The organism is Serratia myotis, assembly GCF_027474885.1.
Classification (GTDB): Bacteria; Pseudomonadota; Gammaproteobacteria; order Enterobacterales; family Enterobacteriaceae; genus Serratia; species Serratia proteamaculans.
Map to the genome: position 1 here is coordinate 4,603,702 of NZ_CP099707.1, position 14,301 is coordinate 4,618,002.

A 14,301-nucleotide genomic window follows, 5' to 3' on the forward strand; every position below is an offset into this window, starting at 1 on the left:
CTTTCCTCGTTAAATCCCGTTTCTGCACAACCTTACGCAAAGCGTTGCAACAGTCTGAAAACACAAAAGACAAAGGCCCAGCAATGCTGAGCCTTTGAGGGCAGAAACCGGAGTTCCGATATCGGTTACGAGGTTTGCTTACGCAGCAGGTAAACGAAATACGGTGCGCCGATAAAGGTCGCCAGCAGCCCGGCGGGAATTTGGTACGGGAACATCACCATGCGTCCACACCAGTCGGCGAACACCATCAGCAACCCGCCCAACAGTGCGGCAATCACCATCTGCGGTAACGCGCGGCGGAAGCCCAGCATACGCGCCATGTGCGGTGCCATCAGACCAATAAAGCTCAGCGGCCCCACGGTCAGTGTTGCCATGGCGGTCAGCGTGGCGGCCAGCAGCAGAATGCTCAAGCGCACCGGCGTCAGGGCTATGCCCACCGAACGGGCAGTGGCACTGCCGAGCGGCAGGATACTAAGCCAACGCCGACACAGCGGCGCCAGCACAATCAACACTGCCGCAATGATCGCCGTTCGCACCGCCTGCTCCGGCGTCACCGCATAGGTAGAGCCGGAAATCCAGGTCAGCAGCCCACCGGTGCGCGGGTCGCCACTGGCCAACAGCAGGAAAATGGTGGTGGTAAACGCCGTGCTGAGCGCAATACCGGCCAACAGCATGCGCTCGGTGGAGAACCCCCCGCGCCCGGCAGCAACCATGATCACCAGCAGGGTACCGGCAGCCCCCAGGCTCCCGGCCGGCAGCAGCCAGACAAAAGCATCTCCCGGGACTATCAACAGCATCATCACCACGCCGAAGGCGGCCCCCGAGCTGATGCCCAGCACTTCCGGGCTGGCCATCGGGTTACCGGTCAACTTCTGGATTAAGGTGCCTGCTACCGCCAGCATCATCCCCGCGGCCAGCGCCGACAACACCCGTGGCCAGCGCCACGGCATCAGCGACTCCAGCTCGGCACCATGACTCCAGTGCCAACCGGCAGCGTTTTGCCCCAACATCAGCGCCACAGTCAGACCAGCGAATAACACGGCCCCCGCCAACGCCACCCACACCAACAGATGACCACGTTCAGCCGGCACCCTATCGCCCAGATTCATCGGTGGTGGCGTAGAGGCACTGCGCAGCCGCGGCAACAGCCATAGCAGTAGCGGTGCACCAAACAGCGCGGTGGCCGCACCGGTCGGGACTTCGCGCCATACCTGCGTCAGCCAGATCATCACCTGATCGGTTAACCACAACAGCAGCGCCCCCAGCAACGGGGCTAACATCATGCGGTGCGCCAACCGGCGTGCGCCCAGCATTTTTGCCATCAGGGGGGCAAACAGGCCGATAAAACCGATTACGCCAACGGCATTCACCAGCATGGCACTGAAGATAATCGCCAGCGCCAATGCGCAGAAACGCGCCATCGACAGGCCCAGCCCCAAATTACGTGCTACGCCGTCATCCAACCCCAGCAGCGTCAGTGGGCGAAGCAGCAACACCGCCAACACCCCGGCCACCAGCAGGCGCGGCAGGATAAACTGCACCGTGCTCCAGTCTTGCTGATTCAGTGCGCCGGTACTCCACAGGAACACGCCCTGCAGTTGATCGTAATTGAACAACGCCAGCAGGCTGTTGACCGCACCGCAGTATAGCCCCAGCACCAATCCGGCCAGGATCAGCGTCACCGGCGACATGCGTTTGCCCCAGGCCACGCCGAACACCAGCCCGCCGACCACCACCGCCCCGACCATGGCGGCCAACTGGCGGGTCAGCTCACCGCCTGGCAGCATCCACAGCGTGGCGATAGTCAGCCCGAGCTGTGCCCCGGCGGAAACCCCGAGCGTCGCCGGTTCCGCCAGCGGGTTGCGCAAGACCTGCTGGAACAGCACGCCGACCAGCCCTAACCCGGCTCCGGCCAACAGGGAGACCGACAGCCTTGGCAACAGACTGTAATGGAACAGCATTTGGCGTACATCGTCGATATTCGGCGTAGTCAACGCCTGCCCCCACCCTGCCCACGGCAGTTGTTGCAACAGGTTGCAGATCGTCAGGCCGCCGGCCGTCGCCAACAGCAGCAGTACCAGGGTCAGCGGGAATGCACGGATGCGTGCGCTCATGAATAACTCTCCTGCGCCTGCTCCAGCAGATGACAAAATCGCATCGAAGACAGCGTCGCCCCGTAGAACCACACCGCCGGTACCTGGCGCAATTGATCCTGCCGGACGAACGGCAATGCCTGCCATAGCGGGGTGGAACTGACCTTTTTCAACATCTCTTGATTACCGTGGTCGAGATAAATCGCCCGTGCGCTTTTCACCGCCGTCAGACGCTCTATGCCCACAACCGCCGTACCCCAGAAGTTGGTTTCCCCTTCCCAGGCATTTTTTATTCCAAGCTGATCCATCACTTCCTGGAACAAACTGTTCTGACCAATGATCAGCGCATGGCGGGTATCCATCAGCGAAAACATCAGTAGCGGTTGCCGGGTATAGGAATGCAGACGCTGACGCGCATCCTGAATAAAGCGATCAAACTGCGCCAGATGTTGCACCGCCCGGGTTTCCAGCCCCAACCGCTGCGCCAACGCCTGCAATGACTGCCTGGCGACCGTCAGCGGCTTGCCACTGCCGTCGTTGAAGCTAAAACTCATGCTGGGAGCAATCGGTGCCAGCTTTTGCGGCGTCGGGCCATAGCCCTTCGACAGCAGCATCAGCGAGGGCTGAAGCTGTTGCAACAGCTCGAGGTTAGGTTCGGTACGCTGGCCGACATCAATCACTGAAGCAGGCAGTTTCGGCTCTTCCACCCACAGGTTGTAATTATGGATATCAGCAACCGCTAACGGCGTAACTCCCAGCGCCAGCAGCAGCTCAATCGGCAACCATTCCAGCGCCACGATGCGCGAAAGGTCCGGCGGCGTTGCAGCGGCTTGTCCCGGCAGGGAAAACAGCAAGGGCGAAAGCGCCATGGCCGCTAACAGGCGACGGCGTACGGCATCATGATGAATATGAGAGGAGTCAGCCATCAGTAGACAAAACTCACCGGCGCACCGCCGCTTGGATGTGGCAGCGTTCCCATAGGAATACCGTAAATTTGTTCCAGTACCTCGCCCTGCATCAGATCCAGTGGCGTGCCCTGTGCAATCATTTCGCCGCCGCGCAACGCCACCAGATGGTCGCAGTAGCGCGCCGCCATATTGATGTCGTGCAGCACGGCAATCACCGTCAGGCCGCGTTGATGGCTAAGTTGCTGGATCAACGCCAGCACCTCAACCTGATGGGCGATATCCAGCGCCGAAGTGGGTTCGTCCAACAGCAGACAGCGGCTGTCCTGCGCCACCATCATCGCCAGCCAGGCGCGTTGACGTTCACCACCGGACAAACTGTCCACCAGGCGGTTGGCGAAGGGCTTCAGGCCCACCAGCGCAATCGCCTCTTCCACCTGCTGGCGATCGTTAGCGCCAAAACGGCCCAGCGCACCGTGCCACGGGTAGCGGCCAATCGCCACCAGTTCACGCACCGTCATGCCTTCTGCGGCCGGCAGTTGCTGGGGTAGATAGGCAACCTGACGTGCAAAGGCTTTGCTGTCCCACTGGCTCAGCGGTTGCTGGTTGAGCAATACACTGCCGCTGGTAGGGCTTTGATGACGGCCAAGGATCTTTAGCAGCGTGGATTTGCCGGAGCCGTTATGGCCGATCAGCCCACAAACTTTGCCGACAGGAAAGGTCAGCGACAAGGGCTGCAGCAGGACGCGGCCGGGAACGGCAAAGCTGGCGTTATTCAGGGTAAAGGTGGCGTCGTGATTGAGATGTTTATCCGGCATAGGTCCTACTTTGTCCGGGGCGACAAGACGCCGCCCCGGTTATCCGATTAGAAGCGGAAGGTTGCGGTGGCGACCACCTGACGTTCTGCGCCCCAATAGCAGCCATAGGTGGCAAAGCAGCTGGAGACGTATTCTTTATCAAACAGGTTGTTCACATTGATACCAATCGAGGAGCCCGGCAGATTGAAACGCGCCAGATCGTATTTTATCGCGGCATCAACCACCGTGTAATCCTTCACTTTAAAGGTATTGGCCTCATCCCCATAGCTGGAGCCGACATAGCGAACGCCAGACCCCAGAGTCAAACCGCTGATGGCGGTTTCATGGAAGGTGTAATCCGCCCACAGTGAGGCCATGTGTTTTGGAATGGCGGCCGGGGTATTGCCCTGCTGTGTGGTGTCCTTGGAGTACTCGGCATCCGTGTAGGTATAAGAGCCCAGCAGGTTAAGGTTGGCCGACAGCGCAGCTTTGGCTTCAAATTCAACACCACGGGAACGGATCTCGCCGCCCTGAATGCTGGCGAATTTATTATTCGGGTCCGCCACCTTGTTGTTGGTTTTGGTCAACTGGTAGATCGCCATGCTGGCAGTGATAGGGCGATCCTTCGGTGCATACTTCACGCCGGCTTCATACTGCTTCCCTTTGGAGGCAGCGAAGGTGTTGCCGCTGACATCCGTGCCTGACATTGGCTCAAAGGATTCACTGTAACTGACATAAGGCGCAATACCGTTTTCAAAGACATAATTCAAGCCAGCCCGGCCGGTGAATTCATTGTCCTTCTGCCGGGATACCGAGTTCTCGGTCAAGCGATTGGTGCTGTTGGTATCGCTCCAGTCATAGCGTCCCCCCATGGTCAGCACCCATTGATTCCACTCGGCCTGATCCTGTACGTAAAGCCCGGTTTGCTCCTGACGATTGACCTGGCTGGCGCCGCCGGTAATGGTATAGCTTTGATTGCCGTACTCCGGTGCCACCACATTCAGGCTGGAAGCGCTGCCATACTGATAAACCACGTCATTACGCATGCGCATGTAGTCCACGCCCATCAGCAAGGTGTGATCAACCAGCCCGGTGGCAAATTTTGCCTGGGCCTGGGTGTCCACCGCAAAACTCGACAAATGCTCTTTCGAATTCATCACCCCACGCGTTAACTCAGCCGGATTCGTCGGACTGATGCCCTGACCATAGATCGAGCGGTAATCGACATCCATCTTGGAGTAACGCAGGTTTTGGCGCACCGTCCACACGTCGTCAAAACCATGCTCGAAGGCATAACCGATCATCTGTTGCTTGCGCGAGATGTTGTTATAGCCCGGCTCACCGTCGTTAAAACTGGTCGGTAGCTTGCCGTTGATGCCATTTTGCACCGTGCCCTCTTTCGGTAGCCAGCCATAGAAGCCCACGCTTGGGTCATCCTGGAAACTACTGAGGAAAGTCAGGGAGGTACGATCATCCGGCCGCCAGCTGAAAGAGGGTGCGACAGCGTAACGCTTGCTCTTTTCGCCCACCTGCTGCTGGTCTTCATCACGCGCCAGGCCGGTCAAACGGTAAGAATAAACACCGTCATCATCCAGGGCGCCGCCAAAGTCGAAGCCAGTCTGGAACAGATTGTCGGTGCCCATTTTGAACTGAACTTCACGCAGGCTTTCGGTCGTGGGACGTTTGCTGACCAGAGCGACAACCCCACCCGGGTTGCTCTTGCCATAGAGCACCGAAGAAGGACCGCGCAGCACTTCGGCGCGCTCCAGGAAGTAAGGGTCAATCTGGTAAATGGAGTAGTTGTCGTCCTGCAGCTTCAGGCCGTCGAGGTACATATTGGTACCGACCGAACTGAATCCGCGAATGTTCACCGCATCGTAAGCGGTAGAGGCCCCACGGTTACCCACCATCACGCCCGGCGTATAAGCCAGCGCACTTTTCACCGTCTCCGACTGGCGCATATCCATTTCTTCGCGCGTCACCACGGACACCGACTGCGGCGTTTTTACCAAAGGGGTATCTGTTTTGGTGCCGGTGGCGCTGTGCTTGGCCGCATAGGTGCCGACCGGCCCCCAGGCGCTTTCCTGCTGTGATTGGCTGCTACCTACTACGGTAATCGTGTCTTCCTTGACGTCGGCGGAGAATGCCGGCGTTGCCAGCGTGCCAAGTGCGGCAGCGATAGTCATCGCCACCCCACTGACGTGAATGCGGCCCTGCTTGGCCGCAGAAGATGAAAGACGCTTGGTCGACATAGGTGGTTTCTCTGATGAATTATTTGATAACGAATGTAAACGATAATAATTATTATAATCGCGGCATTTTATGCAGAAGCTAAATTAAACTGCAAGTCGAATTCAGCAGGTAAATTGGTGTGCGATTAATCGGTTAGCCCCATTAACCAGATGGAAATAAACTGCGCAGAGAAACAAAAAAGCCCGCAACAGAAAGTTACGGGCTTAATAACAAAGAAAAACTTTTCACCTAAGCGCTTTACATGATTAGCCGCTTACTTACCGAACATGTCCTTGATCCAACCGGCGACGCCGTCAGCATCTTTCTGCTCACCCGCAGCCTGCTGTTGTTGCTGTTGCTGAGCTGCCTGGCTTGCCTGACACAGACCTTGCGGGTTGTCGGTCCACACCGGGATGGAGCGCCCACCACCGCCACAGACAAAGTTACCGCCAGAATCGATAGCTATCTGGTTGATCCCTTCCGGCGGCTGCAACATCAGCGGCAGCGGCGTCTGGTTCTCCAGATAACGGCGATACAGGGTCAGCGCACCGTTGGCACCGGTCAGCTTGGCCGGACCGTTGTTATCACGGCCAACCCAGGCGATAGCCACTTCTTTACCGTCGATGCCGGCAAACCAGCTGTCGCGCAGATCGTTGGTGGTCCCGGTTTTCGCCGCCAGGTTGTAGTTGGGGAATTTCACCGACAGTGAACGGGAGGTCCCGCGTGCTACGCCCTGCTGCATGGCGTACAGCGTCAGGTAGGCGGCCTGTGCCGGCACCACGCGTTCCGCCTGTGGGAAGCTCTGGTACAGCACCGAACCGTCTTCGGCGATCACTGAGCGCACCGCTGACAACGTCGCGCGGTTACCGCCACCGGCGATGGTCTGGTATTCCTGCGCCACTTCCATCGGCGTCAGGCCAATCGCGCCGAGCAGCATAGAAGGTACCGGATTGATTTCCGCTTTCGGAATGCCCAGGCGTTGCAGTGTGGCGCTGATTTGATCCAGCCCCACCGCCATGCCCAGATTCACCGTAGGAACGTTGAGCGAGAAGGCCAGTCCGTCCACCAACATCACCTGACCACGGAACTTACGGTCATAGTTGTTTGGCTGCCAGACGGTGCCGTTTTGCAGTTTCAGCGTTAATGGCTGGTCTGCCAGCCAGGTATTCAGGCGGTATTTATCCGGCTCGGACAGCGCAGTCAGGTAGGTTGGCGGCTTGGCCAATGAACCGACCAAACGGCGCGCCTGCATCGCACGGTTAAACCCGGCGAACTGCGGGTTGGCACCGCCAACCATGGCGCGGACTTCACCGCTGAAGCGATCGACAATCACCATCGCCGCTTCCAGATCCTGAACGTGGCGAGCCGCCTTCAGTGCCGGAATACCGTCTTCAACCGCTTTTTCCGCTGCGTCCTGCGAAACCGGATCCAGCGTGGTGAAGATTTTCACCCCGGACAGGTCGTTAACCTTATCGCCCAGCTTGGCTTGCAGCTCCTGACGCACCATCTGCATAAACGCCGGCTGCGGGGTGATCACCCCGCCTTTCGGCTGCACACCCAGCGGTCGTGCGCTGAGCATGTTATACAGTTCGGCATCGATAACACCCTGGTTCTGCAACAGTTTGAGCACCAGGTTACGGCGCTCCAGCGCCAGTTTCGGGTTACGCCAAGGGTTATACAGCGACGCCCCTTTGACCATGCCTACCAGCAGCGCCTGCTGATCCAGACTCAGTTCATCCACCGGGCGGCCGAAGTAATACAGGCTGGCCAGCGGGAAACCACGGATCTGATCGTTGCCGCTCTGGCCGAGATACACCTCGTTCAGGTACAGCTCAAGGATGCGATCCTTGCTGTAACGGTAATCCACCAGCAACGCCATGTAAGCTTCGTTGGCCTTACGCCACAGCGAGCGTTCATTGGTCAGGAACAGGTTTTTCACCAACTGCTGCGTCAGGGTACTGCCGCCCTGTACCGCACGGCCGGCGGTCAGGTTAGCCAGTACTGCACGGCCGATGGAATAGGGGCTGATACCGTCATGTTCATAGAAGTGACGGTCTTCGGTGGCGATCAGCGTATCCACCAGCAGGTCCGGGAAGCCGGCACGCGGTACGAACAGACGCTGTTCGCCATTCGGTGACTGCAACATGGTGATCAGGCGCGGATCGAGGCGGAAGAAGCCGAAACTGCGCTGGTTCTCCATGTTCTCGATTTTCGCCAGACGGTTGTTCTGGAAATCCAGACGGGCGTGGATCTGCCCTTCTTTACCGTCCGGGAAATCAAACGGACGGCGCAGCATCTCAATGCTGTTGGCCTGCACGGTAAATTCGCCCGGGCGCGTCATGCGGCTAACCTGACGGTATTGCATGCCCTCCAGCAGATCGACCATTTCCTTTTTGCTGTACGGCATGCCCGGTTCCAGATTGACCATACGGCCATAAACCGCCGCCGGCAACTGCCAGACCTTGCCGTCAATGCGGCTGCGGATCTGCGAATCCAGGTATACGCCGTAGATCGCCAACAGGACGGCAACCACCAGGATCAATTTGATCAGCAGGCCGAGCCAGCGGCGTTTTTTACGCGGCGGAGTCGCTTTTACCTTACGTGGCATGCGTTCTTCCTCGTCTTCATAATCATCATCGTCATCCTGGTACTCGTCTTCTTCGTAATCATCGTAATCGTCATCTCGACGACGGCGCGGCGGCTTGCGCGACGCGGTGCGTTTTGGTTGTTTCCCTTTGCGCCCTATGGGCTCGCGGTCATCCCCAGCCATTGCTGTTGCTCTCCAGACTTGGCGGCACTGCCGGCCATTATAAGTCGCTTAATCTGTCGCGCCGTCAGGCCGCTGAACAGAAGAAACATCTGAATTCGTTTACTGATATTTTTTCGTGCGCCGCGTGGGGGCGGTATTCGCCGGATCGTCCGGCCACACGTGCTTCGGGTAACGCCCTTTCATCTCTTTTTGCACTTCCCGATAAGCGCCCTGCCAGAACGCTGCCAGATCGCCGGTGATTTGCAACGGCCGGTGCGCCGGTGAGAGTAACTCAAGCACCACCGGGATGCGACCCTCGGCCAGCATCGGGCTGCGCTGTTCACCGAACACTTCTTGTAAACGCACCGCCAGCGCCGGCGGTTTGCCGGCATCATAGCGAATCGGCAATCGGCTGCCGGTCGGCACAGTGTAATGAGTGGGTAGCGCATTATCCAGCCGCTGCTTTTGCTGCCAGTTCAACAACCGCGCCAGGGCCTCGGCGATATTCACCTGTTTCAGCCCACGCATGTCACGCACGCCACTCAGCGACGGCAGCAGCCACTGCTCCAGCGATGCCAGTAACGAGTCATCGTCGACCGGTGGCCAGTCAGCCTCCGGCAGCCAGTTCTGTGCGCACTGCAAACGCAGGCGCAACTGTTCGGCAGCGGTATCCCAGTTAAGCACCACCACACCCTGGGCACGCACCCAGTTAAGCAGCGCCTGTTGCAGCTCTTCGGCCCCCGGCTTGGCCAGCGGCTGGGCACGCAGCGTCAAACGACCAATCTGCTGGCGCTTCCAGGCGCGCAGCGTGCCTTTTTCTTCATCCCATTCCACGGCGGTTTGCTGGGAAACGATCGCCGGTAACTGCGCTGCCAGCGCTTCAATCTCCACCGGCAGTGCCAGCAGAATACGGGCATCGGGGCTGTTATGCCCCTGCAGCAGGCTGGGGACAATCAGCCAGGGCGCTCGCGATAACGCCTCATCCTGATTCATCGCCGCCCCCATGCCGTTAGCCAACAGGTAACGGCCATCCTGCCCACGCCGTTGGGCGATACGGTCAGTAAATGCCAACGCCAGCAGGCGCGGGGCCATCTCAACGTCAACCTGCCCGCTTTTCACCTGCAGGCGGCGGGCAAGCTGAGTCGCCCGGCGTTGCCAGTTCGGCTGTGGGCGGCTCAGCCAGTAGCCGATATCCATTTGTCCGCCGCGCGGTGGCTCTTCCAGTAACGCCGCCAGCGCGGCGGCCGTCGCCAGCCCATCAGCCCCGCGCTCTGCGCCGTGGGTCAGCATCGCTGCCAGCCGTGGCTCACAGCCCAATTTGGCCATCTGCCGACCGCGCGAGGTGAGTTTATCGCCGTCATCGGTGGCACCCAGCCGTTGCAACAGCCGCCGGGCTGCCGCCAACGCCGTTTCCGGTGGCCGATCGAGCCAGGTCAGTTGCCCGACGTCATGGCAGCCCCATTGCAGCAACTCCAGCCAGAAACCGGCGAGGTCACTTTGCAGAATTTCCGGTTCGGCGTGCTCTGCCGCCCGCTCTGCCTGCTCTTTGGCAAACAGATGCCAGCAGATACCCGGCTCCAGACGCCCGGCACGACCGGCGCGCTGGATCATTGACGCCTGACTGATACGCTGTGTCACCAGCCGCGTCAGGCCATTACGCACGTCATAACGCGCCACCCGCTCCAGGCCGCTGTCGACCACCAACCGAATGCCTTCGATGGTCAGACTGGTTTCGGCGATGTTGGTCGCCAGCACCACTTTACGCCGCCCGGCCGGGGCCGGTTGAATCGCTTTCTGCTGCTGCGCCAACGGCAAGGCACCGTACAGCGGGCACAGTTCGGTATCGGCAGCCACTTCGCCGTTCAAGCGCTCCAGCACCCGGTTGATTTCTGCAACGCCCGGCAGAAACAGCAGCAGCGATCCCGTCTGTTCCGACAGCAGGCGCTTAACCGCCGCGGCCACGCCGTCCTCCAGCCGCTGATGGCTGGCCAGGGGTTGATACTGGCGATCGACCGGGAAGCTACGCCCGGCGGACACCACCGCCGGTGCCTGTGGCAGCAACTGCGACAGGCGGGCGTTATCCAGCGTCGCCGACATGATCAGCAGTTTGAGATCGTCACGCAGCCCCTGCTGCACATCCAGCAGCAGCGCCAATGCCAGATCGGCCTGCAAGCTACGCTCATGGAATTCATCGAGGATCACCAACGAGACGCCCTGTAACTCGGCATCCTGCTGCAGCATGCGGGTGAGAATGCCTTCGGTCACCACTTCCAGCCGGGTATTTGGCCCCGTTTTGCTTTCGGCGCGCATGCGGTACCCCACGGTCTGGCCAGGTTCTTCGCCTAACTGCTGCGCCAGCCGATACGCCACGTTTTTCGCCGCCAACCGCCGCGGTTCGAGCATGATGATGCGGCCCGGCAGCCCGGCTTTAGCCAGGATCTGCAGCGGCAGCCAGGTCGATTTACCGGCACCGGTCGGCGCATGCAGCAGCACCTGCGGGGCGGATTGCAGCGCAGTGAGCAATTCATCAAGAACCGCGCTGACGGGCAGTGAAGACACAGAACTCTCCGTAGTGGTTAACATTGGACGGCGCACATTGTAGCATTAGAGTCTGCGTTTCATTCACTTGCCACTTGCCGGGGCCCCATGTCCAGTTCGCGCCGCCTGTTTTTCGCCCTGACCTTGCCTGATGCACTGCAGCAACAGGTGATCCGCTGGCGTGCCGAAGCCTTCGCGCCGGAAGTCGGTCGGCCGGTCGCAGCAGCCAATTTGCACCTGACGCTGGCCTTTCTCGGCGACGTCTCGGCGCAAAAAGAGAGCGCGCTGAAAAAGTTGGCGGGCCGTATTAGCCAGCCCGGTTTCAGCATGCTGCTGGATGACCTCGGCCACTGGCCGCGTCCCGGCGTGGTTTGGCTCGGCACCCGACGTGCCCCGCGTGGGCTGTTGCAGTTGGCGGAGCTGTTACGATCGCAGGCGGCTCGCAGCGGCTGTTATCAGAGCCCGATGCCGTTTCATCCGCATATCACTCTGCTGCGATCGGCGACGCAACCGGTCGCCGTGCCGCCCGCCACCCCGGGCTGGAACTTCAGCGCCGACGAATTCGCCCTGTACCAGTCAGTGTTTGAAAACGGCCGTACGCGTTATCAAATGCTTGAGCAATGGTCTTTAACCCATCAGGACACCCGATGATTTTTACGCCACCGCTGCGCCACGCCACGCTGATTAAACGTTACAAACGCTTTCTGGCGGACGTCATCACCCCGGAAGGGGAAACCTTCACCCTGCACTGCGCCAATACCGGTGCCATGACCGGCTGTGCCACGCCCGGCGACACCGTTTGGTACTCCACTTCGGATAATCCCAAGCGCAAATACGCCCACAGTTGGGAACTGACCCATACCCAACAGGGGGACTGGATCTGCGTGAACACCTTGCGTGCCAATGGGTTGGTACGTGAGGCAATCGAACAGAATCTAATCAATGAATTATCCGGTTACAGTAAAATCAGCAGCGAAGTAAAATACGGCAGTGAGAACAGTCGTATCGATTTGTTATTACAGGCAGAAAACCGAGCTAACTGCTATATTGAAGTTAAGTCAGTCACATTATTGCAACAACAACGTGGTTACTTCCCTGATGCAGTAACGCTCAGAGGACAGAAGCACTTACGTGAGTTGCTAAGCGTGGTTGAAAGCGGGCAACGGGCGGTATTGTTCTTTGCTGTGTTACATAGCGGTATTGAGCAGGTCGCACCGGCACATCATATAGATGAGCGTTATGCGACACTGTTGGCACAGGTTCAGCAGTTGGGTGTAGAAGTGGTTTGTTATGGGGCTAAATTATCACCTGACGGTATATCTCTCTGCGATAAGTTACCGTTTTTTATCGATTAGCGCTGGCCGGGTACAAATAATTCGACAACCGGTTAACGCGTCGCCAAATACGCCTTCCTTCACACCATTGTCAAGCAGGCGACAGGAATAATTGCCAACCTACCTCCCATCTGTTATTTATAGCGGCCTGTTTTTCCCCCACATTGGGGATTCGATAGTGCGTGTGTATGTAGGAGAAGCAACATGCAAGAAGGGCAAACCCGTAAAACCTCGTCCTTGAGCATTCTCGCCATCGCTGGGGTGGAGCCGTACCAAGAGAAGCCGGGCGAAGAGTACATGAACGACGCCCAGTTGTCGCATTTCAAGCGCATTCTTGAAGCATGGCGTAACCAGCTCAGGGATGAAGTTGATCGTACGGTAACTCATATGCAGGAAGAGGCAGCTAACTTCCCTGATCCGGCCGACCGTGCCACTCAGGAAGAAGAGTTCAGTCTTGAACTGCGTAACCGCGATCGTGAACGCAAACTGATCAAAAAGATCGAGAAAACGCTGAAGAAAGTAGAAGACGAAGATTTCGGCTACTGCGACTCTTGTGGCGTGGAGATTGGCATTCGTCGCCTTGAAGCGCGTCCGACTGCCGATTTGTGCATCGACTGCAAGACTCTGGCCGAAATCCGCGAAAAGCAGATGGCCGGCTAATACAGTTGTTACCGCTGCGGCGTGCGTTCTGCGTGCGCCGCACAGAGAAAAGGGAAAGTTTCCCCTCTGATATGCAAGAAAGACATTATGTGGGGCGCTTTGCCCCATCGCCTTCCGGGGATCTGCATTTCGGCTCGCTGATTGCCGCTCTGGGGAGCTACCTCCAGGCTCGTGCCCAACACGGGCAGTGGCTGGTTCGCATTGAAGATATCGATCCCCCGCGTGAAGTCGCCGGTGCGGCCGATCGTATCTTATCCGCTCTGGAACACTATGGTCTCCTCTGGGACGGCCAGGTTATCTATCAATCCCAACGTCATGAAGCCTACCGCGCCGCTCTGGATCAACTGCATCAGCAGGGGCTCAGCTATTTCTGCAACTGTACCCGCAGCCGTATTCAGCAGATAGGCGGCCTGTATGACGGCCACTGTCGCCCTTTGAATCTTGGCCCGCAAGGTGCCGCCATTCGCTTGCGTCAGTCCTCTCCGGTTTACGCCTTTCATGACCGCCTGCAGGGCGAGTTGCAGGCCGACCGGGCGCTGGCACAGGAAGACTTTATCATTCGCCGACGTGATGGGCTGTTCGCCTATAACCTGGCGGTGGTGGTGGACGACCATTTCCAGGGCATTACCGAAATCGTTCGTGGTGCCGATCTGATCGAACCGACGGTGCGCCAGATAGCGCTGTACCATCAGTTACAGGCGCCGGTGCCCGCCTATGTGCATCTGCCGCTGGCGCTGGGCGCCAACGGTATCAAACTGTCGAAGCAAAACCATGCACCCGCTCTGCCCGACGGCGATCCACGCCCAATACTGGTGGCCGCGCTAAAATTTCTGCGCCAACCGCTGCCGGAAAGCTGGCAAGATCTTGACCTGTCGTTATTATTGAGCTGGGCAATCGCACACTGGAAGCTGGATGATGTGCCGCGCCGGGAGGCTATTTCCCTGGACGAAAACACATCGGCATTCTCAAAAGAGCCATGGTGAGCTATGATTA

The 14,301-nt window shown here is 58.7% G+C and carries 10 protein-coding genes; 4 read left to right on the forward strand and 6 right to left on the reverse strand.

The genetic code is table 11. The features are described from left to right. Window positions 1-125: 125 nt before the first annotated feature. The 6 genes from fhuB to hrpB form a co-directional block, all read right to left on the reverse strand. Window positions 126-2,114 (reverse strand): Fe(3+)-hydroxamate ABC transporter permease FhuB, encoded by a 1,989-nt coding sequence (gene fhuB, locus NHG65_RS21710; protein WP_499182669.1) that lies wholly within the window; start codon window positions 2,112-2,114, stop codon window positions 126-128. Then, on the reverse strand, window positions 2,111-3,019 hold the full coding sequence (fhuD, locus tag NHG65_RS21715) for a Fe(3+)-hydroxamate ABC transporter substrate-binding protein FhuD (RefSeq protein ID WP_499182670.1): 909 nt from the start codon (window positions 3,017-3,019) through the stop codon (window positions 2,111-2,113). Before fhuD ends, fhuB begins: the two co-directional genes overlap by 4 nt. Further along, window positions 3,019-3,816, reverse strand: coding sequence for a Fe3+-hydroxamate ABC transporter ATP-binding protein FhuC (fhuC, locus tag NHG65_RS21720; RefSeq protein ID WP_099065274.1), 798 nt, complete (start codon window positions 3,814-3,816; stop codon window positions 3,019-3,021). The genes fhuD and fhuC overlap by 1 nt, the downstream gene beginning before the upstream one ends. 47 nt (window positions 3,817-3,863) lie before the next feature. Next, on the reverse strand, window positions 3,864-6,047 hold the full coding sequence (fhuA, locus tag NHG65_RS21725; protein ID WP_499182671.1) for a ferrichrome porin FhuA: 2,184 nt from the start codon (window positions 6,045-6,047) through the stop codon (window positions 3,864-3,866). Between the two features lie 254 nt (window positions 6,048-6,301). Beyond that, on the reverse strand, window positions 6,302-8,797 hold the full coding sequence (gene mrcB / locus NHG65_RS21730) for a bifunctional glycosyl transferase/transpeptidase (RefSeq protein WP_499182672.1): 2,496 nt from the start codon (window positions 8,795-8,797) through the stop codon (window positions 6,302-6,304). A 99-nt stretch (window positions 8,798-8,896) separates the two neighbouring features. Next, window positions 8,897-11,335, reverse strand: a complete 2,439-nt coding sequence (gene hrpB, locus NHG65_RS21735) for an ATP-dependent helicase HrpB (RefSeq protein ID WP_499182673.1) — start codon at window positions 11,333-11,335, stop codon at window positions 8,897-8,899. A gap of 87 nt (window positions 11,336-11,422) precedes the next feature. Here hrpB and thpR point away from each other — a divergent pair, with 87 nt between their 5' ends. The 4 genes from thpR (at window position 11,423) to gluQRS (ending at window position 14,291) form a co-directional block, all read left to right on the forward strand. After that, the gene (gene thpR / locus NHG65_RS21740) at window positions 11,423-11,965 is read left to right on the forward strand and encodes an RNA 2',3'-cyclic phosphodiesterase (RefSeq protein ID WP_207977563.1); all 543 of its coding nucleotides are present in this window, start codon (window positions 11,423-11,425) and stop codon (window positions 11,963-11,965) included. Beyond that, window positions 11,962-12,669, forward strand: a complete 708-nt coding sequence (gene sfsA, locus NHG65_RS21745; RefSeq protein WP_099065278.1) for a DNA/RNA nuclease SfsA — start codon at window positions 11,962-11,964, stop codon at window positions 12,667-12,669. The genes thpR and sfsA overlap by 4 nt, the downstream gene beginning before the upstream one ends. 183 nt (window positions 12,670-12,852) lie before the next feature. Continuing rightward, on the forward strand, window positions 12,853-13,308 hold the full coding sequence (gene dksA, locus NHG65_RS21750) for an RNA polymerase-binding protein DksA (protein WP_085119044.1): 456 nt from the start codon (window positions 12,853-12,855) through the stop codon (window positions 13,306-13,308). 71 nt (window positions 13,309-13,379) lie between these two features. Next, on the forward strand, window positions 13,380-14,291 hold the full coding sequence (gene gluQRS, locus NHG65_RS21755) for a tRNA glutamyl-Q(34) synthetase GluQRS (protein WP_413502862.1): 912 nt from the start codon (window positions 13,380-13,382) through the stop codon (window positions 14,289-14,291). The last annotated feature ends 10 nt before the right edge of the window (window positions 14,292-14,301 follow it).

Excerpts from the sequence above, each read along its gene's own strand:
- fhuC (WP_099065274.1), bottom strand. The coding sequence starts at position 3,816 with ATGCCGGATAAACATCTCAATCACGACGCCACCTTTACCCTGAATAAC.
- mrcB (WP_499182672.1), bottom strand. The coding sequence starts at position 8,797 with ATGGCTGGGGATGACCGCGAGCCCATAGGGCGCAAAGGGAAACAACCA.
- fhuA (WP_499182671.1), bottom strand. The coding sequence starts at position 6,047 with ATGTCGACCAAGCGTCTTTCATCTTCTGCGGCCAAGCAGGGCCGCATT.
- sfsA (WP_099065278.1), top strand. The coding sequence starts at position 11,962 with ATGATTTTTACGCCACCGCTGCGCCACGCCACGCTGATTAAACGTTAC.
- gluQRS (WP_413502862.1), top strand. The coding sequence starts at position 13,380 with ATGCAAGAAAGACATTATGTGGGGCGCTTTGCCCCATCGCCTTCCGGG.
- fhuB (WP_499182669.1), bottom strand. The coding sequence starts at position 2,114 with ATGAGCGCACGCATCCGTGCATTCCCGCTGACCCTGGTACTGCTGCTG.
- fhuD (WP_499182670.1), bottom strand. The coding sequence starts at position 3,019 with ATGGCTGACTCCTCTCATATTCATCATGATGCCGTACGCCGTCGCCTG.
- thpR (WP_207977563.1), top strand. The coding sequence starts at position 11,423 with ATGTCCAGTTCGCGCCGCCTGTTTTTCGCCCTGACCTTGCCTGATGCA.
- dksA (WP_085119044.1), top strand. The coding sequence starts at position 12,853 with ATGCAAGAAGGGCAAACCCGTAAAACCTCGTCCTTGAGCATTCTCGCC.